We start from the raw sequence: 20,073 nt of genomic DNA on the forward strand, positions 1-20,073 counted from the left end.
AGGTTTAAGTTGTTTCTTGGATAGGCGGTTTAACCCATACACAAATATACGGGAGGTTGTTTTCGTCATGTCAAAAAAAGTAACTTTTGATTACAGTAAAGCCCTTACGTTCGTTGGTCAACACGAGATTGACAATTTGGCTGAGCCTGTTCGTCTGGCTCATGAACAGTTACATAAAGGAACAGGTGCCGGTTCAGATTTCCTGGGCTGGATCAACCTGCCGACTGAATATGACAAAGAAGAGTTCGCCCGCATCCGCAAAGCGGCCAGCAAAATTCAGAATGACTCTGAAGTGCTGATCGTTATCGGCATCGGCGGTTCTTATTTGGGAGCGCGTGCTGCAATCGAAGCCTTGTCCCATTCGTTCTATAACACGCTGCCGCAGGACAAGCGTAAGACTCCGCAGATTTTCTTTGCGGGCAACAACATCAGCTCCACGTATGTGACTCACCTGCTGGATCTGATCGAAGGCAAGGATTTCTCTGTTAACGTCATTTCCAAATCCGGTACGACTACGGAACCGGCTATCGCCTTCCGCATCTTCCGTGCTGCACTGGAGAAGAAGTACGGCAAGGAAGAAGCGCGCAAGCGCATTTATGCTACAACAGACCGTGCCAAAGGCGCTCTGAAGAAGCTGGCTGACGAGGAAGGCTACGAGACTTTTGTGATTCCTGATGATGTCGGTGGCCGTTACTCCGTACTTACAGCGGTAGGTCTTCTGCCGATTGCTGCTGCGGGTATTGACGTAGAGCAGATTCTTCAAGGTGCTGCAGACGCATCCAAAGAATTCAGCAACCCGAACCTGGCTGAGAATGCCAGCTACCAGTATGCTGCAGTTCGTAATGCCTTGTACCGCAAAGGCAAAGTGACCGAGATCCTGGTGAACTACGAGCCTTCCCTGCATTTCGTATCCGAGTGGTGGAAGCAGCTGTATGGGGAAAGTGAAGGTAAGGACTACAAAGGAATCTTCCCAGCTTCCGTTGACTTCTCTACTGATCTGCACTCCATGGGGCAGTTTATCCAAGAGGGGAACCGTAACATTTTTGAAACTGTAATCCAGGTAACAGATGTGGATCATCACATTACGATCGAGTCTGATCCGGATGACCTCGACGGATTGAACTTCCTGACTGGCAAGACGCTGGATTTTGTAAATAAAAAGGCGTTCCAAGGCACCCTGCTTGCGCATACGGACGGACAGGTGCCAAACCTGATCGTGAACGTACCTGACTTCTCGCCTTACTCCTTCGGTTATCTCGTGTATTTCTTCGAGAAAGCCTGCGGAATCAGCGGATACCTGCTGGGCGTTAACCCGTTTGACCAGCCGGGCGTTGAGGCTTATAAGAAGAACATGTTTGCTCTTCTAGGCAAACCAGGTTATGAGAAAGAGAAAGCCGAGCTGGAAGCAAGGCTCTCCGAATAAACAGTTACATCCCCACATAGGGTTATATGTGCACTAGGAGCAGTTCGCCACTTGGCCGGACTGCTCTTGGCACATCATTTTAAGTCTGGAAGGTTGAGTTATGTTAGATCGTTACCGAACAGTCCGGGAATCCGGGAACAAAGAAATTGCTATTAAGAAATCAAGATTTATTGGTCATGTTATGCCCGTTGAGACAGAGCAGGAAGCTATAGCATTTATTGAACGTATCAAAAAAGAACATTGGAATGCGACCCATAACTGCTCGGCTTATATGATTGGCGAGCGGGATGAAATTCAGAAGCAGTCTGATGACGGGGAACCAAGCGGAACAGCTGGCAAGCCAATCCTTGAGGTCATCCGTAATCAAGGCCTGAAGAATGTCGCTATAGTGGTTACACGTTATTTTGGCGGAATTATGCTCGGGGCTGGGGGGCTGATTCGCGCGTATACGGATGGAGCTGTTGCAGCTATCGAAGCGGGACAGCCGATTACCCGGGTTCTTCACCGGGAAGTGTACGTGGAAGTCGATTATACGTGGCTTGGCAAGATTGAGAACGAGCTGAGAAATCGTGCTATCCGTACCGGGCAGTCCTCATTCGCGGATAAGGTCACTTTATTGTGCCTGCCTGAGGAGCCGGAGGCGGAAGGTTTCACCGCTTGGATGACGGATCTGACCCAGGGGCAATCCGTTATAACAGAAGGTGAGAGGATTTACTTTATCGAAGGGGAATAATGCGAATGGCAAGAAGAGCTGTGGAACAGGAGTTGTCGAGGGAGAGGATTATGGATGCCGCCAGGCATCTGTTCATTACGAAGGGATACCGCGCTATTTCGATGCGCAGCATCGGACAGCATCTGGGGTACAGCCATGGTTCGCTGTATTACCATTTCAAGGAGAAAGCCGAATTATTTTATGCGATTGTTGTTCAGGACTTTAATCATGTGGATTTGTTGTTCCGCCAGGTTATGAGCAGTCCCGGGATTGAGGGGCTAACCAAAGTAGAACAGCTTATGTTGGAATTCATTAAGTTTGGATTGGAGCATCCACATCAGTATGAAATTATGTTTATGCTGCGGGACGAGGAGATTCTATCTTACTGCCGCGCCGAGCAGTCCAAATGCTTTGAACGCTTCTCTTCCATTGTAATCAAGTATATGACAGAGGAGGATCATCCGCTCGCCCGGCATACGTCTGTCCCTTTGAGTATGTTCTTGGGGCTCCATGGATTTATCTCATTCTACATTCAGGATCATCTTGCTTTTGAAGATGTACAGCCAGCTGCCATTGCTCATGTCAAAATGCTAAGTCATAGTATTTAATGCAGCGTCACATTGACGTATTTATTTTTGCTTTCCCACTTTACCTAATTGACTCATTCTAGCTGTGAATCATCATAGTTTTGTGTTTGAACTTAAAAAGAGGTAGATAGCTAATGAAAATTACGTACTTGGATAAAAAGAAACTCATCGGTAAAACCTTTCTCATTCTAGGTTTAATCTTCTTATTTCTCATTGTCATATATGGTATTCTGGCCTACAGTTTTTTTGGCGACTGGGGTAGCAGTGGAACTTTTGGGGATACATTTGGGGCTTTAAATGTGCTTTTCACTGCTTTTGTCCTGCTGGTGTCCATTGCTACGATCTATTTCACCATTCAATCTAGCAACGAGGCTGGATTTGATCGGCAATTTTCCCAGTTCATGAGTCGGATCGAGAAGATCCAGCAATCCGGATCACACGAATCTGCGTTAAATGTCGTGATTGATGCTGCTTATATGTATTTTACACACGAAGAAGAGAGACGGAGCCGGATGAAGAATATGATGAATTTCTTCTCGGCGCCGCTTATTGGTTCATACCTTATATTAATTTGGTTTCCACTACCCTGGAGCTCATTACCAAACACGCAGATACTATGGAGATCAGAGGATATGAAGCGGCGTTTCGAACCTATTTCAGTGACAACGAACTCAAGGCTATTGCTACATACAGTATTCTTAGCAAGCAAGTAGAAGCTGCTTCGTTATGTAAAAATATAGATCGGGTTGATTTGCTTCGTAATCACTATGCAAGCTATAGTCACGGCGGGGAAGTTGAAGACCTTGTTGAAAAAGCCATTATCGAGCGGTTTGGTGAGCAAGAATTTTAAGAAGGAAGTCAGCATTAAGAAAAATACCATATAAAAGCACCCCCAGAAGCTCCATGCTTAAGAGCCGTCTTGGGGGCAATTTATGTTTCATACTCGGAAGAATTTACCCTTCGCAGATCTTTACATAGAACTGACGGTGCCTTGGCCCGTCGAACTCACAGAAGTAAATCCCCTGCCATCTTCCCAGAAGCAGCCTCCCCTCGTGAATAATCACCGTCTGGGAAGGGCCTGCGGTAATGGACTTTAAGTGCGAGGCCGTATTGCCTTCAGCATGCCGGTATTTAGGATGCTCCCAAGGGTATACCTCATCCATCCTCATTAACACATCATGCTTCACATCCGGGTCGGCATTCTCATTAATGGCGATTCCTGCTGTAGTGTGGGGACAATAAATGATGGCAATTCCTTGTCGTACGGCGCTTTCGCTCACCACGGCACTGACCTCCCGGGTAATATCCCTCATTTCATCACGCCGGACTGTACTTAATTCCAATGTTTTAAGCATAGTTAATACCGCCTTTCGTAGGGATGGTATGAAAAAAGAAGCCGTAAGGCTTCTCGCAAGCTGTAAGATTTAGATCATATCCGGTTCATCATAAAGCCTGTACCGGGTGTCAGAACAAATTTCGGGCTTAGCTGCACGGCTGCTTCCTTGAAGGTGACGGAGCAGCTGCTGCATAAGCGGTTGTAACGGATGGAAGCGCCGCAGCATTCGCACGGATAAGTAAGATTACGATAGCTCTTAGGAAGCTTTCCTTCCTTAATGAACTGAATAATGACGGATTTATTTATGTTCGAATGTTGAATTAATTCCTCGGTGGAACAAGACGGGTATTTCCAGAGCAGGTCCAGACAAAGCGAGAGTTCGGCATCCAGCTTTGCTGTGCAGGAAGGGCACAAGTTCCGGACATTTTTTCGATATACAGACCCGCATTTAGGACAATTGCTTGTTAAAAGTTCCATGTTCATCATTCCTTGCAGGTAGTATGGGTAATAAGTTCTAGTCTAATTTTACTGTATGAATGTCATATCCGGCAATATGTCGTTAAAAATAAAATATGCAAGAGCCATTAGTAACTTTCTCTTCTATCATTAACAAAAACTTGCTAGGTTTAAACATGTTTTCATATTTTTTTGCAAAAAAACTAAAACTCTTCTAAGAGGATAAATAAATATTTGTGCAGACATTGAAATGAAACGATTGACGATGTAAGCGGATGTTTGGTAAAGTTAAGGCTAAGCATAAAACCAAGTAATTTGATGAGAATTCAGCGATCAATTAAGTCTCTAGATAGATATAATCTAAAGCCAATGCCAAGTAAGGAAGGGATGTGAGCCACTCATGCATGTGGAAGTCAAGCATTTGGATAAACACTTCGGGTCTTTTCATGCGGTTAAGGATGTAAGCTTTAATATTGAGAAGGGCCAGTTAATCGGTCTGCTGGGCCCCAGCGGGGGCGGTAAAACCTCAATTCTCCGGATGCTTGCGGGGCTTGAGAATCCCGATTCGGGTGAGATTCTGTTCCATGGGAAACAGGTTAACCGGTTGACTCCCCAGGAACGCGGCATCGGTTTTGTATTCCAGAACTATGCCTTATTTAAGCATATGACGGTATTTGATAATATTGCCTTCGGCTTGAAGGTTAAGAAGGCAGGTAAGGAAGCAATCCGCAATAGAGTGATGGAATTGGTGGAGCTAACCGGGCTGAAAGGCTTTGAGCAGCGCTATCCGCACCAGCTCTCTGGTGGGCAGAGGCAGCGTGTGGCTTTTGCCCGGGCGCTTGCCCCTGAGCCTCAGCTGCTGCTGCTGGATGAACCGTTTGCGGCCATTGACGCCAAGATCCGTCAGGAGCTGCGCGCGTGGCTGCGGGAGCTCATTGAGCGTGTGGGAATTACCTCGATCTTTGTTACGCATGACCAGGATGAGGCTATTGAAGTTGCGGACGAGATCATGATTATCAGCCAAGGCAAGCTGGAACAGAAGGGTACGCCGTGGGACATCTATAAGGAGCCTTCGACTCCGTTCGTGGCGAAGTTTATTGGCGAATCTACCCTGGTGGAGAACGCTGCCGAGCTGAAGGGGTTTGATGAAGCGGCCAAGGACGGGGATACGAAGGCGCTTATCCGACCCGAATATATCGAGGTAGGCACCGAGCATGAATTCCAGGTGCTGTCCGCTACAGACAGCGGTGTTGTGAAGCATCTGCACTTCCGGGGCAGCCAGTGGCTGGTCGAGGTGGAGGTAGGCGGGCATCGGCTTATTACGTACCGCTCTTTGGAGAAGGAGACGCTGCATACCGGACAAGAGGTCCGGGTGCTGGTTCACCGGGCATATTTGTATAATCAGCATACGAGCTGGGTGGCCGAGAACCGCTTTAAGCTGGATCCACTGACGGTGATTATTTAGGATTAATAAGTCCTGGGTGAAAATGCGGCATGATTCATGCTCTGCTAAAAGAATATTACAACTATAACCGAAGATTAAGTCTTCGGTTTTTTGTATTTTTCAGTAGGATAACTATAGGATTATCACGTGGATCAAATCACTTTTTCTTTTTATGTGAAGATGTTTTATTAGCTAACAATATATTACTAGAATTCCGATATAAAAATGGTATAAGGCATCTTACCTACAAAAGGGGCAATTTCAACATGAGCGTATAATCATCTACTTAAGGAAGGTTACTGTCAGCAGCAGTCTGGAGCATCATGAACACATCAAGATAGACATAAGTGGGAGGATTATATGAGAAGTGTAATGAAGTCGGTTTCAATTGTTGTTCTTTCTTTAATAGTACTATTATTCACGGTGGCCAACCCACTGCATGTAAGTGCGGCTATTGTGGGTACTGGGTGGGAGAAAGTCGGTGCCAGCACAGTTAACAAAGGGGACTACATCACGCTGGCTATTGACAATACAGTATCTACAGACGATACGTTAGATACTGACAATGATGCATCAACTGGTGACCTGAGTAATACTATAGGCGGTATACCGTATGTTGCTTTTGATAATTTAGATACGGGCTTGGTTACGGTAGCGAAGCTTGTTAATGGGCAGTGGGAGGAACTAGGCAACGATTCGATTTCAAGCAACCGGTCTTCTATTGTCAAAATGGTTCTGGATCACGGCACGCCGTATATTATGTATGTAGATCAACACAACCAATATAAAAAGGTAGTGAAAAAGTTCAACGGAACGACATGGGAGAGTCTGGGACCTGCGTTTGAAGGTAGTTACGCGCAGATGGCTGTTGATAAGGGCACTCCCTATATTTTACTAGGTGATTTTTCGAATTCCAGAGAAAACAAAGCTACTGTAAAGAAGCTCGAAGGAGACGACTGGGTTGAAGTAGGCAATGGTGGCTTCTCCGCGGGTTCCATAACCGTCCCCCCTGCGATTGCTGTTGATCATGGCATACCCTATGTGGCATACTCGGATCTTGCTCATGATGGCAAATTAACGGTTATGAAGTATGATGAAGATAACAATATATGGAAACCCCTCGGAGCGGAAGGCTTTACTGCAGGTATGGCTGGTACAGGGAATAAGGGAGCCATTAATTTACGTATTAAAGACGGTATACCTTATGTCATGTATTCAGACGGAGCCTATGCCAACCCGCAAGGCTATGGTAAGGCAACTCTTATAAAGTTCAACGGTACAGAATGGGAGAGTGTAGGTCAGCCCGGTTTCTCCACGGGAGAGACAGCCTCGCTATCCTTTGCGTTTAATGGCGACACGCCTTATGCGGCTTATTCGGATTTTGCCGATGCTGATAACAAAGCTACCGTTATGAAGTACAACGGTACAGCATGGGAAACTGTGGGCAAGCCGGGATTTGCGCCAGCTCATGTTGAAGATACTTCACTCGCAATTGATAACAACGGTACCCCGTTCGTTGCTTTTATGGATTATGCGGAGATGGGTAAATTATCGCTGATGAAGTATAACCCGCATGAGCTGTTAAACAGCAGTATTACTTTGGCCAGCTCTGCAAATCCGTCAACAGAGAACCAGCAGGTTACGTTTACCGCTACGGTTACAGGAACAGAAGTGGACGGAATCCCGTCAGGAAATGTGCAATTCAAAGAGGGAGACAAACTGCTGAATGAGACGGAACTGAATGCTTCGGGTATTGCCAGCTACTCTACAAGCAGCCTGAGTGCCGGCGACCACACGATTACAGCCGTTTACGGCGGGGATCTGAAATACGATGGCAGCACATCCGCAGCGGTAGTGCAGCACGTTAATGTGAAGGTGGTGGATAACACACCTCAACTAAGACCGACGGTAACTACGGTCACGAGTTCTCCCAATTCGTCCAAACCTGGCCAAAAGGTAGAGATTAGGGTGAAGATCGCTTCCAATCCGAGTACTTCTGGAGATGTGCACGGGACGGTTATTATTAAGGATGGAACAACGAAGCTGGCCGAGCTTCCGGTGAAGCCGCTTGGGATTTCAAATGGATATACGTTTGTTGATTATTCCACCAGCGATCTCACGGTGGGAGATCACCCATTGACCGCTGAATACAGCGGCGATACATTGTTTGGTGCCAGTACAACTTCTAAACCATATATCCATGTTGTAGGCGAGGGTGGATCGCCAACACCAACGCCGACACCAGATCCGGTACCGACGCCAACGCCGGACCCTACACCGACACCAACACCGGCTCCGGCGCCAACACCGACACCGATTCCATCGCCAGTGCCAACACCAACACCGGTACCAACGCCAGCACCGACACCTGTTCCGGTACCGGGTGAGGAGATTTTCAAGAAAGATGTGTTCAATCCCGGTTTTAGTGTCACAGAGGCACTGGAATCCAAAGTCAATGCGGCTCTGAAAAATCAAGGGTCTGCATTCAAGCCTGTTGACATTAAAAATCATTGGGCCGAGCAAACGATCGATATTTTCACGAAGCTGAACATTATTAAAGGCTATGAGGACAAGACAATCAGACCGAACCAAAACATGTCCCGGGGCGAGTTCGTTGCCATCCTCTCCCGTATATTCGATGTAGGAGGGACGAAGCAGGTTGCACTGAAGGATGTGAAGGGACATTGGGCGGAAGATGCTATCATAGATTTTACACAGGCCGGTATCATTAATGGTAGTGGTGATGGAACCTTCAAGCCGAATAACGCAATCACCCGTGAAGAAATGGTTGTGATCTTGTCAAGGATTGTAAACCTGCAAGGAGCGGCACATAGCGGGGATGGAGCGAACACTGACCCGATTCAAATGGCCGCTGAAGCGGGAATTATTAAAGGCAGCGGGGATGGCAAGCTGAATCCGTACGGAACTGCTGCGAGAGCTGATGCATTACAGCTGATCCTGAACACGCTCCAGCTTAACTCCAAAATCAAAACGATGCTTGAACTGTTGTAGATCAGTATCGGCAATATAAGAGGGCACCCCGATATTATTCGGGGTGCCTTTTTGTGCCTTGTACTCATATATACTTCTCTATCAGTACATTTGAGAGTCCAGTTACATATCGCTTACAGAATCGGAAGGGACCTATGTTGAACGTATTGGAATATTCTTGGACATGATGTCATGCCGTGCTTAGGAAGCTTTCTTGTTGTGTTTTCCTATGTGGACTATAATTAGAAACAGTGATTTAATAAGCGGGTGCGAGCAGTGAAATAAGCGGATGATGTCAACGGATATAGATGAAAGATGATAGATGATAGATGGTAGATGAGAGGAGCGGGGATTGTGGGAGATCAGCTTAAATTTTGGGGAACCGGCGACGCTATGGGAGTACCCCGGGTGTACTGTGAATGTGCGGTCTGTGAGGAGGCAAGGGCAGCGGGTGCGAACAGACGTTATCGTTCCTCAGTCTTAGTGGATGCCGGTGAAGAGTCCTTTCTGATAGACTGCGGTCCGGATTGGCGGACTCAAATGGAGCAGCGGAAGCTGCGCTTTGTCCGGCATATTGTCATCACGCACGCTCACTTTGATCATATTGGCGGTCTGCCGGAGTGGACGGATGCTTGTAGATGGCTGGAATACAGAGGGCAGCTGTATGCGCCCCGTGAAGTGATAGAGCTTATTTTGAGACAGTATCCTTGGCTTGGAGGACATGTTGATTTCCATGAAATTGATGATGGACTTACACTTGCCGGATGGCGTATCCAAGGCTGGAAGGTGTTCCACGGGAAGAACGGCTACTCCTATGCTTACCGACTGGAGAAGAATGGGCTTAGCTGGTGTTACTGTTCGGATGCGATCGCACTTCCGCCAGAGGATAAGATCCTGATGCGGGGACTGGATCTTCTGGTTCTTGGAACAAGCTTCTATAAAGAAGAAGCTCCGTTTCATACCCGTTCGGTTTATGATATGACAGAAGCACTTGAGCTTCTTTCGGACCTAAAGCCTAAACAGACGGTATTTACCCATATGTCGCATGATATTGATATAGAGCGGGATTACGGGCTTCCCAAGCATGTCCGGCTCGCTCATACAGAAATGGCTGTCCTATTGGAGAAATAGGCCAGCCATTTTGCAATTAAGCACGATATTATTACTGGTTCGCAAGCACGAACTTCTCAATCACTTCTTTAACCCCATCTTCGTTATTGGTGGCTGTTACGTAATCTGCAAGCTCCTTCAGCGGTGCTATGGCGTTCCCCATAGCCACGCCGAGACCGGCGGCCTCCAGCATTTCATGGTCATTCCAGGAGTCCCCGATTGCGATAGTCTCAGACAGGTCACATCCAAAATGTTCAGCGAGGAAAGTCAAAGCGGCCCCCTTGGTGCCCTCTTTGTGCATGAATTCGAGGAAATATGGTTTGGATTTCGTGATATGAACGCCATCTCCCAGCAGCTCACGGAATATAGGGATCAGCTCGTCCAGATAATCCGGATCGTCGATAATCAGCATTTTCGGAGTAGGCTGGGAAACCAGCTTCTCGAAGTCAGGCTCAATGTGATACTCGGTTTTGTTGAGTTCGGTATAATCAATCAGTTTCTGATTCAGCTCACGGGCGTACAGCTTATCATCGATGTAAGTCTGCAGATGAAGATTGTGCTGGATACAATATTGAAAAAGCTTACGTGCCGCATCCACGGGCATGTAGCGCTCATACAGGACTTTCTCATCCATCAGATTCTTCACGAGTGCGCCTTGATACGTGATAATAGGCACATTAAGCCCGGTCTGGCGGGCAATTTTGTGGGCTGAAGCGTAAGCCCGTCCGGTGGCCAAGGTGACAACTACACCTGCCGCTACGGCGTCCTCCAGCGCTTTCTGGGTTCCTGGGGTTACTTCCTTGTCGTCATTAATCAGCGTATCGTCGATATCAATAGCAATCAGTTTGTAGTTAGGCATATGATTTTCTCTCCTTATAACAGCGCTTGTTGTCCTGTTAAGATTATGCGCTGATCTCTTTATTGTCTGTGATGCATGTATCTGGGGTATCGGGCTGGGGAGACGGCGTCCCAGGCTGTAACTCAGAAGCAATCATTCCGGTCAAAATACAAACACAGCCCAGCACCGCGGACCATCCTAAGTGCTCACCGGCGAACAGAACACCGGTCAGAGCGGCGAATACCGGCTCAGTTGCGAAGATGACTGCTACCCTTGACGGGGTGGTGTGCTGCTGGCTTACTGTCTGAATCCAAAAAGCAAAGGCGCTTGTCGGCCCAATGGACACCAGCAGCGCAATTAGCACTTCAGGCTGCATGATCATATCGCTCAGCTGGCTGAGCGGCCCCAGATTCTCGGTGAAGAGGGAGAAGACCAGGCTGAGCAGACCGGTTACCGCCATTTGTACAGCAGCCAGCGGCAGTGCAGGGTAGCGCGGGGCATAGATCCCCGTAAAACTGATGTGAAGCGCAAAGGCAAAAGCACAGAGCAGAACGAGACTGTCCCCGCGGTTAAGCGTGAATCCGCCTCCCGAGAAGGTTAGCAGGTACAGGCCGGCTGCCGCCAGAAGCGCGCTGATCAGACTTATTCTCGACAATCTGTGTCTCAGCAGCAGTGCTGCCAGGAACGGAACGATCACTACGGACAATCCGGTGATAAATCCGGCATTGGAGGTGGTGGTATACAGCAGGCCGATCGTCTGGAAGGCATACCCGCCAAACAGAAATATGCCTAGAATAGAACCGTGAAGCAGCATTTTCCAAGAGGTCTGTCGCCACTGCTTCCGGTAAAATACGAGTGTGATCAAGACCAGCAGAACAGCAGCCCCGATGAACCGGACCGCATTGAAAGCGAGCGGCGGAAGAGCCCCAACTGCCGATTGGACAATCAGGAAGGTACAGCCCCACATGAACGCGACCAGCAGGAGGCTTAAATCAGCCCACTGTGAACGTTTTAGCATAACCTGTGCCGCCTATTCTTCCAGGAAGACCAGACCGACGAAGTCCCCTAGCTCAACATTGCCGAAATAATGTTTGATGTCCACATCAGCCAAAGCCTCGCGAACTTCATTCTCTTCGTACCGCAGACCCCGCAGCTTGTTCTCGATATCCGCCACATCACCTACACCGAAGAAATCACCGTAAATTTTAATTTCCTCAATCTTGCCGTCCTTAATGTCCATGCGCAGATCGATAATGCCCGCCGGGAATTTCTTGGCGTGCTTCACGTTGCTTTCAGGGGATAGTCCGTAGTTCCAGTCCCAGTTCTGGTAACGCTCTTTGGAAATTTCATGGATCTTCTTCCAATCCTCTTCGGTAAGCTCATACCGGGGAACCTGGTCCACTTCCATATCAAAGATATGGCGAAGAAGCTCGGAGCGGAATTCCTCAATCGTAATTTTCTTGTCCAGGAAGTCAGATATATTGGCAACCCGGCTGCGAACCGACTTGGTGCTCTTGGACTTAAATTTCTCCGGGTTCGCATGCAGAGAGGCCTGAACGTGATCCAGGTTCAGATCGAACATCAGCGTGCCGTGGCTGAACATCCGGCCCCGGGTTGAGAACTGTGCGTTGCCGGAAATTTTCTGCTCGCCGACCTGAAGGTCGTTGCGGCCGGTCAGTTCAGCCTTAACACCAAGCTGGTGAAGGGCCTCGACCACTGGCTGGGTAAATTTGCGGAAATTATGGAAGGACTGACCGTCGTCCTTCGTAATAAAGCTGAAATTAAGGTTGCCGAGGTCGTGATAAACCGCCCCTCCGCCTGAGAGCCGGCGAACCACTTTTACCCCGTTGTCCCGGATATACTCTGCGTTGATCTCCTCAATCGTGTTCTGGTGTTTGCCAATAATGACGGATGGCGCATTAATATAGAACAGCAGGTAAGTCTCGTCCGCAGGCAGGTGCCTGAGGGCGTACTCCTCAATAGCGAGGTTGATTGCGGCATCGGTAATGCCTTGATTATCAATGAACAGCATCGCTCTCTTGTCCTCCATATCTGATCTAATAAATATTTCTTGTTACTTACTTTCTTATTGTAACGCAATTATGTGGGAAACCAAAGGATTTTGGCACTTATTGACGGGGGAAGAAGGCTCGCGGCATAATGGGATCAACTCACACTATATAAAATGAACTTATGAAGGTTACCCTTTAGGGGCGCTGCGAGGCCGAGTGTTCTTACGACCCCTGTGGTCTCCGAAATGCTTGAACTAGATATCCAAGTAGAGGCATTTCGAAAGACAAAGGCGGACACTCCGCTTCTTCAGCATCACTTGTCCTCTCCGCTGAAATCGGTACATCCTAAAGTTCATTTTATATAGCGGATCAGATACGACTTGCAAATTTGGAAAAGTTGGAGGTTGGAGCATGCTTGAGGTATACGGACACGGGGGCGATCTGGAGACCGCTGCTGTAAAATATGGCAGAAAACTGGACGAGTTCACGGATTTCAGCAGCAACATTAACCCGCTTGGTCCACCGCCCGGGCTAATAGAGGGTCTCATGGCTGAGCTTGGCTCGATAGTGCGTTATCCCGATCCGGGTCATCGTGGATTCAAGACTAAACTGGCAGACCGGCTCAACCTGGATGAGGATTGGCTGTCTATTGGCAATGGCGCGGCCGAGACAATGGCGCTGCTTCTTCTTGCCATTCAGCCCAAGACGGTGGGCATTGTGGTGCCCTGCTTCTCGGAATATGCGGCTCTTGCCGCACAGTTCGGGGCCAGTATTGAATCGGTGACAGGGAGTGCGGACCATCAGTTTCACGCTGATCCGCTCGAAATGGAGCAGCTGATCCGCAGATCGGATCTGGTCTTCCTGGGGCAGCCCAATAATCCGAACGGGGTTCAATACTGTATCCAGCTGGTCCGCAGGTTCGCTGATGTGGCAGAACGGGAAGGGACTTATCTGGTGGTGGATGAGGCTTTTATCGATTTCATAGAGCCTGAAGCAAGGGCGACGCTGCTTCCGGAAATCGGGAAGTATCCGAGGCTTATTCTAGTCCGGTCGATGACCAAATTTTATGCCATCCCCGGGCTCAGGCTCGGATACGGGGTCGCCCATCCCGAACTGATCCGTAAGATCAGCGGCAAGCAGGTGACTTGGAGTGTCAATCAGCTCGCACTCACTGCAGGAGAACTGGCGATAACCAGTGGAAAAGAGTATGAACAGGCTACGATGTCCCTTATTGCTAAGGAGCGTCAATACTTGCTCGGGGAGCTGAATAAGCTGGGCTGCCGAACCTGGCCGGGAGAGGCTAACTTTCTTCTTGTCCGTCTGCCCTTTGGTTGGACAGCCGGACGGATGCAGGATGCGCTGGGACAGCGGGGAATCCTGGTCCGCAGCTGTGCGATGTATCCGGGACTTGAAGCAGGAGATATCCGGGTTGCGGTCAAGAGCCGGCAGGATAATGAGCAGCTGCTGCATCATCTTGGCGGGGTGCTTCAAGGCGAAGCCTGACAGTGCGACAAGCTTGAACTTAAGCGAAGATGAGTAGCGTCCTGAATGGGTGAATCGTACGTACACTTAATCTCCGTCATTTCGATGGAAATGGCGTGAAGAAACAGATTTATCCCATTCAGCGAATGGAGAAGCTCTGCAGGTAGGACAATTTGAGGATTCACAGAAACAGAATGCAATCTGTAAAAAAATTTGCTTCGGAAATGTTACAGTAAGCAAACATGGAGGGGAACAATGAGTACGCCATTTATACATACAGATTCATCCGGCGCTGTATATGAATCCACCGCATACCCCGGACTAAGATTGTCCCGAGGGGAACGGCATCTCGCCCTGCATCTGCCTGAGGAGGCGGATGCGCTGGCCAGCGCCGTTTACGGAGGAGGGATGGTCCGCTTGCAGCGCATGGTCAACATTTATGTTGACCGGTTCTACCGCTGCGACGATCCGGAGCGCGATATCAGAGCGCTGCTCCAGACGTGGGGTTACCCGCTGGAGGGGACGGCCGGACTGTTGACGGCCGTCCGGCTCCAGCATGCAGCGGTGGCTGAGGAGAAGCACGACGAGGCCTCCGTGCTTGTGTGCGCCACGGCGGGCGTGTCCAACGGCGCCCGTGCGGGTTCGCCGCGCACCACGTTCCCGGCGGACTATGTCCCGGGAACGATCAACCTGATGATCGCAGTGGACGGCCGGATGACACCGGCCGCGATGGTGAACGCGATCATCACAGCCACAGAGGCGAAGGCGGCCGCCCTCGCCGACCTGGGCGTTGCCGATGCCGAGAACGGCCTTCCGGCAACGGGCACCACCACTGACGCCGTTATACTCGGCGTCAGCCAGTCCCCCGCGTACGGGCTGCTGCACCCGTACGCAGGCACCGCAACGAACATCGGCGGCCGGATCGGCTGCCTCGTCTACGGTGCGGTGCAGGAGGCGCTTGCCGCCGCGGGAGTCCGGCGGTGAGCGCCTGGTGGGTGCTGCCGGCCGCCTATGTGGTCGACCGGCTGGTTGGCGATCCGCGGTCCATTCCCCATCCCGTTGTAGGGATGGGACGGGCTATTACGCGGATCGAGGCGGCCATCCGCCGCCATGTACAGCCGCGCCGCTTCAAGGCGGCGGGCGTGCTGCTGCCGCTGCTCGTCGCGGGAGGCGCCTTCGCGCTGACCTGGGGACTGATCTGGCTGTTGGCCAAGATCAGTCCGTGGCTGGCCGCTGCCGCGGAAGTGTGGCTGATCGCGACAACGGTCGCCGCGAAAGGCCTGAAGGACGCGGGCATGGAGGTGTACCGCTGCCTTAAGGAGGGCGATCTTCCGGCAGCCCGCCGGTCGCTCGGCATGATTGTCGGCCGGGATACCGCACATCTGGACTCCCCCGATATTGTACGGGGAGCTGTGGAGACCGTAGCCGAGAACATCGTAGATGGCGTTATATCCCCGCTCTTCTATGCCGCTATCGGCGGCGCTCCACTGGCGATGGCCTACCGGGCCGTGAATACACTCGATTCCATGGTCGGGTACAAGAACGACAAATATATTCATCTTGGGTGGGCTTCAGCCCGGCTGGATGATGTTGCTAATTATATCCCCGCCAGGCTCACAGCCCTGCTGCTGATCGTATCGGCATGGGCAATGAAGCTGGATGCTGGGCGGGCGTACCGCACAGTACGACGGGATGCCTCGGCACATCCCAGTCCGAACAGCGGTTATCCCGAGTCGGCGGTGGCCGGCTCGCTTGGCGTGCGGCTGGGCGGGGAGAATGTTTATCATGGAGTAAGCTCATTCCGTGCCTACATGGGAGACAAGACCCGTGAGCTCGCCCCGGATGATATCCCGAAGACGGCTGCCATGCTGATGTGGGTGTCAAACGTCAGCGTGCTTGCCGCTGCTATTGTGCTTGCCTTGGTGGAAGGAGGCTGGATGTGACGTCATTGGTGGAATGGGTGCTGGTGCGTCATGGCCGCACGCGTTGGAACGCAGAACAGCGTTATCTGGGTTCTACGGATTTAGAGCTGCTCCCAGGGAGTAAAGCGGAGCTGGAGCTGACGGCCAAAGAGCTGGCCGATGAGGCGTATGAAGCCGTCTTCTGCAGCGACCTTGTACGCTGCCAGGAGACCCTGATTCGGGTGCGTCCTGATTTAATTTCGATTGCCAGGTACGATGCGCGGCTGCGGGAGATGGACTTTGGGCTGTGGGAAGGCAAGACTTATGAGCAGTTGAAGGATCTACCGCTGTATCGAAGCTGGCTGGATGCACCGGATCGGCACACGCCTCCTGGCGGTGAATCATGGAACCAGTTCTATGCCAGGGTATCCTCGGCATGCCGGGACATTGCTGCACTAACGGAAGAACTGGTTTGTGCGGCAGACCTGCGGGAGGCAGCTCATAGAGCTGACGGAACTGGCCCTGACACTGAAACTAAAATTGTAACAGACACGGACGCGGACACAAACACTATAGCTGTTACTGACACTGTAACTGCTGCTGGTGCTGATACTGATATTGATATTGGTACTGGCCCTGGTACTGCTACTGGCCCTGGTACTGGTAATGAACTTGACCCTGATACAACTAGAGGAACCGAGCCAGGTCTAACGATGGCGAACTCAACACGCCGGGGAAGTGTGCAGTCCTCAGATACGTATTCAGGAAATAAGCCCAGCCAGGATGAGTCTGTACCAAAAGCTAGAGTATTAGTTGTGACCCACGGCGGTGTAATCCGCCTGATGCGCACACTGCTGATGCCGGGAACCGGATTTTGGGATGGAAATCTGGGGACCGGGGATGTTGTCAGGCTTCGGACGCAGCTGGAGACTTACAGCTAACCAGGAAATAAGCCCAGCCAGGATGAGTCTGTACCAAAAGCTAGAGTGTTAGTTGTGACCCACGGCGGTGTAATCCGTCTGATGCGCACGCTGCTGATGCCAGGAACCGGATTCTGGGATGGAAATCTGGGGACCGGGCATGTTGTCAGGCTTCGGACGCAGCTGGAGACTTAAAGCTAACTCGGGAACGTGGTCTCTGTTTATTCAGAGTGACTTCCAGGGTATTATTATCGGTATTTCAGAAAATTGTCGCATAAAGCTGCTGATAACGGCCTGGATGAACAATTACAGGTTGTACGACAGGATGTTTTCCCCTATAATCCAGAGGAGTAGATTCACCTTTATGAAGCGAATAACCAAGCTCTGTAAGGTCCCCGTATAGGCTGTATCCATTTTGCCAATCCGGGGTTAAAAGGGAAGCCGGTGCAAATCCGGCACGGTCCCGCCACTGTAACCGGGGACGAGCCCAATCATTAGCCACTGTACTGTGAAAGTATGGGAAGGCGGGCCATCGTCATTCAACCCGGAAGTCAGGAGACCTGCCTTACAGATTCACAAGCGGTCCTCCGAGGAAGGGACAACGTTCTGTCGAAATACATATTGCTGCGGTATAGCTGTTCACATGGATTTGGTGTGAGATGGAAGCTGCCGGGTAATCTTTCGTAGACGTAGACCTGATCCATAGGATCAGGTCTTTCTTTTGCTGCGGTCGGTAAGACTCATCGCTGATTAGGTTCGCTATTCGGGGGTAATAAGGTGGTTTCTAATTTCAGGTTAAGAAGGGGAGAGAGACAAACAATGAAGAAATGGAACAAGTTAGGGGCCGTATGGCTGCTTGCACTGGCGCTCGCGGTAACAGCAGGCTGCGGCAATAAGGACACGGCAGGAACGCAGACACAGGAGCCGGCTAAGCAGGAGACGAAAGCTCCTGAGCAGCAGGACGCGCTGAAGACGGTTTATCCACTGAAGCTGAAGGATGCGACTGGAGAAGAGGTAACCTTTGACAAGGCACCGGCCAAAATCGTATCCCTTGCCCCGTCCGAGACTGAAGCACTGTTCTCGATCGGTCTGGACAAGGAAATTGTGGGTGTGACGGATTTCGATGATTATCCGGAAGCGGCTAAATCGAAGCCTAAGATGGGCGGAATGGATGTCAATGTGGAGACCATCGTGGCGGCTCAGCCGGATGTGGTGTTTGTGGCTGGTCTGACCAATGCCGAGACTATTAAGAAGCTGCGTGATCTTAAAATCAAGGTGTTCCAGTTTAATCCGAAAACCATTGATGCTGTAATAGGCGACATTGAAACCTACGGTCAAATTACGGATCACCAGGCTGAAGCCAAAAAGGTAACCGAGCAGATGCACAAGGAGCTTCAGCAGGTGACCGACGCCGTGAAAAGTCTAACCCCAGAACAGAAAAAGAAAGTGTATATCGAATTCTCACCAGGATATACCGTGGGTAAAGGCGAGTTTATGGATGAGATGATCACCTTGTCGGGCGGCGTCAACGTGGCTGGTGATCTGACAGGCTGGCAGCAGATCAATGAAGAGAACATTATCAAGGCTAATCCGGATGTGATTCTCTATGCTAAGAGCGTTGTGGATGAGAACAAGAAGACATTGGCTGATATTATTAAAGGCCGCAGCGGATGGGATCAAATCAAGGCAGTTAAAGACAACCGCATTGTCGGTATGGATGACAACCTGCTGAGCCGTCCGGGGCCTCGTGTAACCCAAGGTCTGCTTGAAGTAGCCAAAGCGATTTATCCGGATCTGATAAAATGAGTAAAAGATTAGCGGGATATACCGGGGCCAGTCTGATTTTGCTGGTCCTCACCCTGCTGATTTGTGTGGGCACCGGCTCGGTTTCCCTGCCGCTGATGGAAATTGCACGTATTCTGCTGCACCGGATTCCTTATGTCGGCAGCTTCATTACCCCGGACTGGACGACGGCCTCGGAGCAGATTGTACTCAATGTGCGTCTACCCCGCGTACTGCTTGGGTTGATCGTGGGATCGTCGCTCTCTCTGGCGGGCGCAGCCTTTCAAGGAGTGCTTCGCAATCCTCTTGCGGACCCGTTTACCTTGGGGGTATCTTCGGGGGCTTCCGTCGGGGCGGCTGTGCTGATCTTCTTCGGTTGGCAGTTCTCGTTGATTGGAATTTTCACACTGCCTGCCGTTGCTTTCATGACAGGCATCCTCACCTTGTGGGTGGTGCTGGTTCTGGCCAGGGAAAAGGGCAAGATTCCAACTGAAAGTCTGATCCTCTCAGGCGTGGTGATGCAGTCATTTCTTGGTGCGGTGGTGGCCTTTCTAACCGCGATGTCGAAGAAGACGGTCAATGAAATTTTATATTGGACAATGGGAAGCCTGAGTCTTCGTGGATGGTCGTATACGGCCATCCTTTTGCCGTATTTGGTGATTGGACTCCTGATCATATGGAGCGGGGCCCGCAGGCTGAATCTGTTCGCGCTTGGGGAACGTCAGGCCGCACATTCAGGCCTTGATGTGGAGCGCACGAAGCTGGTTATGCTGGCCGTGGCTACCCTGCTTACGGCGGCTTCGGTGTCTGTGGCTGGTGTAATCGGGTTCGTGGGCCTGGTTGTGCCTCATATGATCCGCTTGATCACCGGACCGGATTACCGGCTGATCGTTCCCTTATCGGCAATATGCGGCGGTGTATTCCTGATGTGGAGCGATCTCATCGCCCGTACGATCCTGGGACAGACCGAGATTCCTTTGGGCATCGTGACCGCATTTGTCGGTGCCCCTTTCTTCGCCCTACTGCTGTATCGCAACAAGAAGCGCCGGGCTCATCTTCAGGAAGGTGGTGCGTTATGA

General features: G+C 50.5%; 17 protein-coding genes and 1 riboswitch. Of the genes, 13 read left to right on the top strand and 4 right to left on the bottom strand.

Annotated elements, in window-relative coordinates; translation table 11 throughout:
• The first annotated feature begins 67 nt into the window (after positions 1-67).
• The 4 genes from BN6628_RS05780 to BN6628_RS05795 all read left to right on the top strand — a co-directional run bounded on the left by BN6628_RS05780 (position 68) and on the right by BN6628_RS05795 (position 3,435).
• A complete protein-coding gene (locus BN6628_RS05780) occupies positions 68-1,423 on the top strand; it encodes a glucose-6-phosphate isomerase (RefSeq protein WP_068615454.1) in 1,356 nt (451 codons plus the stop codon).
• A gap of 100 nt (positions 1,424-1,523) precedes the next feature.
• Positions 1,524-2,156 carry a YigZ family protein gene (locus BN6628_RS05785; RefSeq protein WP_068615456.1) on the top strand — a complete coding sequence of 211 codons (633 nt, stop codon included), beginning with the start codon at positions 1,524-1,526 and terminating at the stop codon, positions 2,154-2,156.
• A 5-nt stretch (positions 2,157-2,161) separates the two neighbouring features.
• On the top strand, positions 2,162-2,743 hold the full coding sequence (locus BN6628_RS05790) for a TetR/AcrR family transcriptional regulator (protein ID WP_068615458.1): 582 nt from the start codon (positions 2,162-2,164) through the stop codon (positions 2,741-2,743).
• A 113-nt stretch (positions 2,744-2,856) separates the two neighbouring features.
• Complete coding sequence (locus BN6628_RS05795) at positions 2,857-3,435, top strand: hypothetical protein (RefSeq protein WP_068615460.1); 579 nt, start codon at positions 2,857-2,859, stop codon at positions 3,433-3,435.
• A 240-nt stretch (positions 3,436-3,675) separates the two neighbouring features.
• Here the strand turns inward: BN6628_RS05795 and BN6628_RS05800 are convergent, their stop codons facing one another.
• Entirely contained in the window at positions 3,676-4,077 is a 402-nt protein-coding gene (locus tag BN6628_RS05800) for a secondary thiamine-phosphate synthase enzyme YjbQ (protein WP_068615462.1), read from the bottom strand.
• A gap of 837 nt (positions 4,078-4,914) precedes the next feature.
• Here BN6628_RS05800 and BN6628_RS05810 point away from each other — a divergent pair.
• The 3 genes from BN6628_RS05810 to BN6628_RS05820 all read left to right on the top strand — a co-directional run bounded on the left by BN6628_RS05810 (position 4,915) and on the right by BN6628_RS05820 (position 10,080).
• A complete protein-coding gene (locus BN6628_RS05810; RefSeq protein WP_068615466.1) occupies positions 4,915-5,979 on the top strand; it encodes a sulfate/molybdate ABC transporter ATP-binding protein in 1,065 nt (354 codons plus the stop codon).
• A 339-nt stretch (positions 5,980-6,318) separates the two neighbouring features.
• Positions 6,319-8,970: an Ig-like domain repeat protein gene (locus BN6628_RS05815; protein ID WP_068615468.1), complete on the top strand. Its 2,652-nt coding sequence runs from the start codon at positions 6,319-6,321 to the stop codon at positions 8,968-8,970.
• Positions 8,971-9,285: 315 nt separating this feature from the next.
• Positions 9,286-10,080, top strand: coding sequence for an MBL fold metallo-hydrolase (locus BN6628_RS05820; protein WP_068615470.1), 795 nt, complete (start codon positions 9,286-9,288; stop codon positions 10,078-10,080).
• A 31-nt stretch (positions 10,081-10,111) separates the two neighbouring features.
• Here the strand turns inward: BN6628_RS05820 and BN6628_RS05825 are convergent, their stop codons facing one another.
• The 3 genes from BN6628_RS05825 to BN6628_RS05835 are packed head-to-tail and all read right to left on the bottom strand — an operon-like array spanning position 10,112 to position 12,929.
• Positions 10,112-10,918: a Cof-type HAD-IIB family hydrolase gene (locus BN6628_RS05825; RefSeq protein WP_068615472.1), complete on the bottom strand. Its 807-nt coding sequence runs from the start codon at positions 10,916-10,918 to the stop codon at positions 10,112-10,114.
• Between the two features lie 43 nt (positions 10,919-10,961).
• Positions 10,962-11,915: a DMT family transporter gene (locus BN6628_RS05830; RefSeq protein ID WP_068615474.1), complete on the bottom strand. Its 954-nt coding sequence runs from the start codon at positions 11,913-11,915 to the stop codon at positions 10,962-10,964.
• 12 nt (positions 11,916-11,927) lie between these two features.
• Positions 11,928-12,929, bottom strand: coding sequence for a lipoate--protein ligase (locus BN6628_RS05835; protein ID WP_068615476.1), 1,002 nt, complete (start codon positions 12,927-12,929; stop codon positions 11,928-11,930).
• Between the two features lie 391 nt (positions 12,930-13,320).
• Between BN6628_RS05835 and BN6628_RS05840 the strand changes: the two genes are divergently transcribed.
• The 6 genes from BN6628_RS05840 (at position 13,321) to BN6628_RS05865 (ending at position 20,073) form a co-directional block, all read left to right on the top strand.
• Positions 13,321-14,412: a pyridoxal phosphate-dependent aminotransferase gene (locus BN6628_RS05840; RefSeq protein WP_068615478.1), complete on the top strand. Its 1,092-nt coding sequence runs from the start codon at positions 13,321-13,323 to the stop codon at positions 14,410-14,412.
• 306 nt (positions 14,413-14,718) lie between these two features.
• On the top strand, positions 14,719-15,375 hold the full coding sequence (locus BN6628_RS05845; RefSeq protein WP_262363164.1) for an adenosylcobinamide amidohydrolase: 657 nt from the start codon (positions 14,719-14,721) through the stop codon (positions 15,373-15,375).
• A complete protein-coding gene (gene cbiB / locus BN6628_RS05850; RefSeq protein WP_068615482.1) occupies positions 15,372-16,334 on the top strand; it encodes an adenosylcobinamide-phosphate synthase CbiB in 963 nt (320 codons plus the stop codon). Before BN6628_RS05845 ends, cbiB begins: the two co-directional genes overlap by 4 nt.
• Positions 16,331-17,233, top strand: coding sequence for a histidine phosphatase family protein (locus tag BN6628_RS05855; protein ID WP_068615484.1), 903 nt, complete (start codon positions 16,331-16,333; stop codon positions 17,231-17,233). The genes cbiB and BN6628_RS05855 overlap by 4 nt, the downstream gene beginning before the upstream one ends.
• Before the next feature lie 351 nt (positions 17,234-17,584).
• Positions 17,585-17,794, top strand: a riboswitch (cobalamin riboswitch).
• Between the two features lie 237 nt (positions 17,795-18,031).
• The gene (locus tag BN6628_RS05860) at positions 18,032-19,018 is read left to right on the top strand and encodes an ABC transporter substrate-binding protein (protein WP_068615486.1); all 987 of its coding nucleotides are present in this window, start codon (positions 18,032-18,034) and stop codon (positions 19,016-19,018) included.
• Positions 19,015-20,073 carry a FecCD family ABC transporter permease gene (locus tag BN6628_RS05865; protein ID WP_068615488.1) on the top strand — a complete coding sequence of 353 codons (1,059 nt, stop codon included), beginning with the start codon at positions 19,015-19,017 and terminating at the stop codon, positions 20,071-20,073. The genes BN6628_RS05860 and BN6628_RS05865 overlap by 4 nt, the downstream gene beginning before the upstream one ends.

The sequence above is a fragment of the Paenibacillus tuaregi genome (assembly GCF_900086655.1).
In the GTDB taxonomy this organism is placed as follows: domain Bacteria; phylum Bacillota; class Bacilli; order Paenibacillales; family Paenibacillaceae; genus Fontibacillus; species Fontibacillus tuaregi.

Bases quoted from the DNA above. Each gene is read 5' to 3' on its own strand.
- BN6628_RS05780 (WP_068615454.1), top strand. From the start codon at position 68: ATGTCAAAAAAAGTAACTTTTGATTACAGTAAAGCCCTTACGTTCGTT.
- BN6628_RS05785 (WP_068615456.1), top strand. From the start codon at position 1,524: ATGTTAGATCGTTACCGAACAGTCCGGGAATCCGGGAACAAAGAAATT.
- BN6628_RS05790 (WP_068615458.1), top strand. From the start codon at position 2,162: ATGGCAAGAAGAGCTGTGGAACAGGAGTTGTCGAGGGAGAGGATTATG.
- BN6628_RS05795 (WP_068615460.1), top strand. From the start codon at position 2,857: ATGAAAATTACGTACTTGGATAAAAAGAAACTCATCGGTAAAACCTTT.
- BN6628_RS05800 (WP_068615462.1), bottom strand. From the start codon at position 4,077: ATGCTTAAAACATTGGAATTAAGTACAGTCCGGCGTGATGAAATGAGG.
- BN6628_RS05810 (WP_068615466.1), top strand. From the start codon at position 4,915: ATGCATGTGGAAGTCAAGCATTTGGATAAACACTTCGGGTCTTTTCAT.
- BN6628_RS05815 (WP_068615468.1), top strand. From the start codon at position 6,319: ATGAGAAGTGTAATGAAGTCGGTTTCAATTGTTGTTCTTTCTTTAATA.
- BN6628_RS05820 (WP_068615470.1), top strand. From the start codon at position 9,286: ATGAGAGGAGCGGGGATTGTGGGAGATCAGCTTAAATTTTGGGGAACC.
- BN6628_RS05825 (WP_068615472.1), bottom strand. From the start codon at position 10,918: ATGCCTAACTACAAACTGATTGCTATTGATATCGACGATACGCTGATT.
- BN6628_RS05830 (WP_068615474.1), bottom strand. From the start codon at position 11,915: ATGCTAAAACGTTCACAGTGGGCTGATTTAAGCCTCCTGCTGGTCGCG.
- BN6628_RS05835 (WP_068615476.1), bottom strand. From the start codon at position 12,929: ATGCTGTTCATTGATAATCAAGGCATTACCGATGCCGCAATCAACCTC.
- BN6628_RS05840 (WP_068615478.1), top strand. From the start codon at position 13,321: ATGCTTGAGGTATACGGACACGGGGGCGATCTGGAGACCGCTGCTGTA.
- BN6628_RS05860 (WP_068615486.1), top strand. From the start codon at position 18,032: ATGAAGAAATGGAACAAGTTAGGGGCCGTATGGCTGCTTGCACTGGCG.
- BN6628_RS05865 (WP_068615488.1), top strand. From the start codon at position 19,015: ATGAGTAAAAGATTAGCGGGATATACCGGGGCCAGTCTGATTTTGCTG.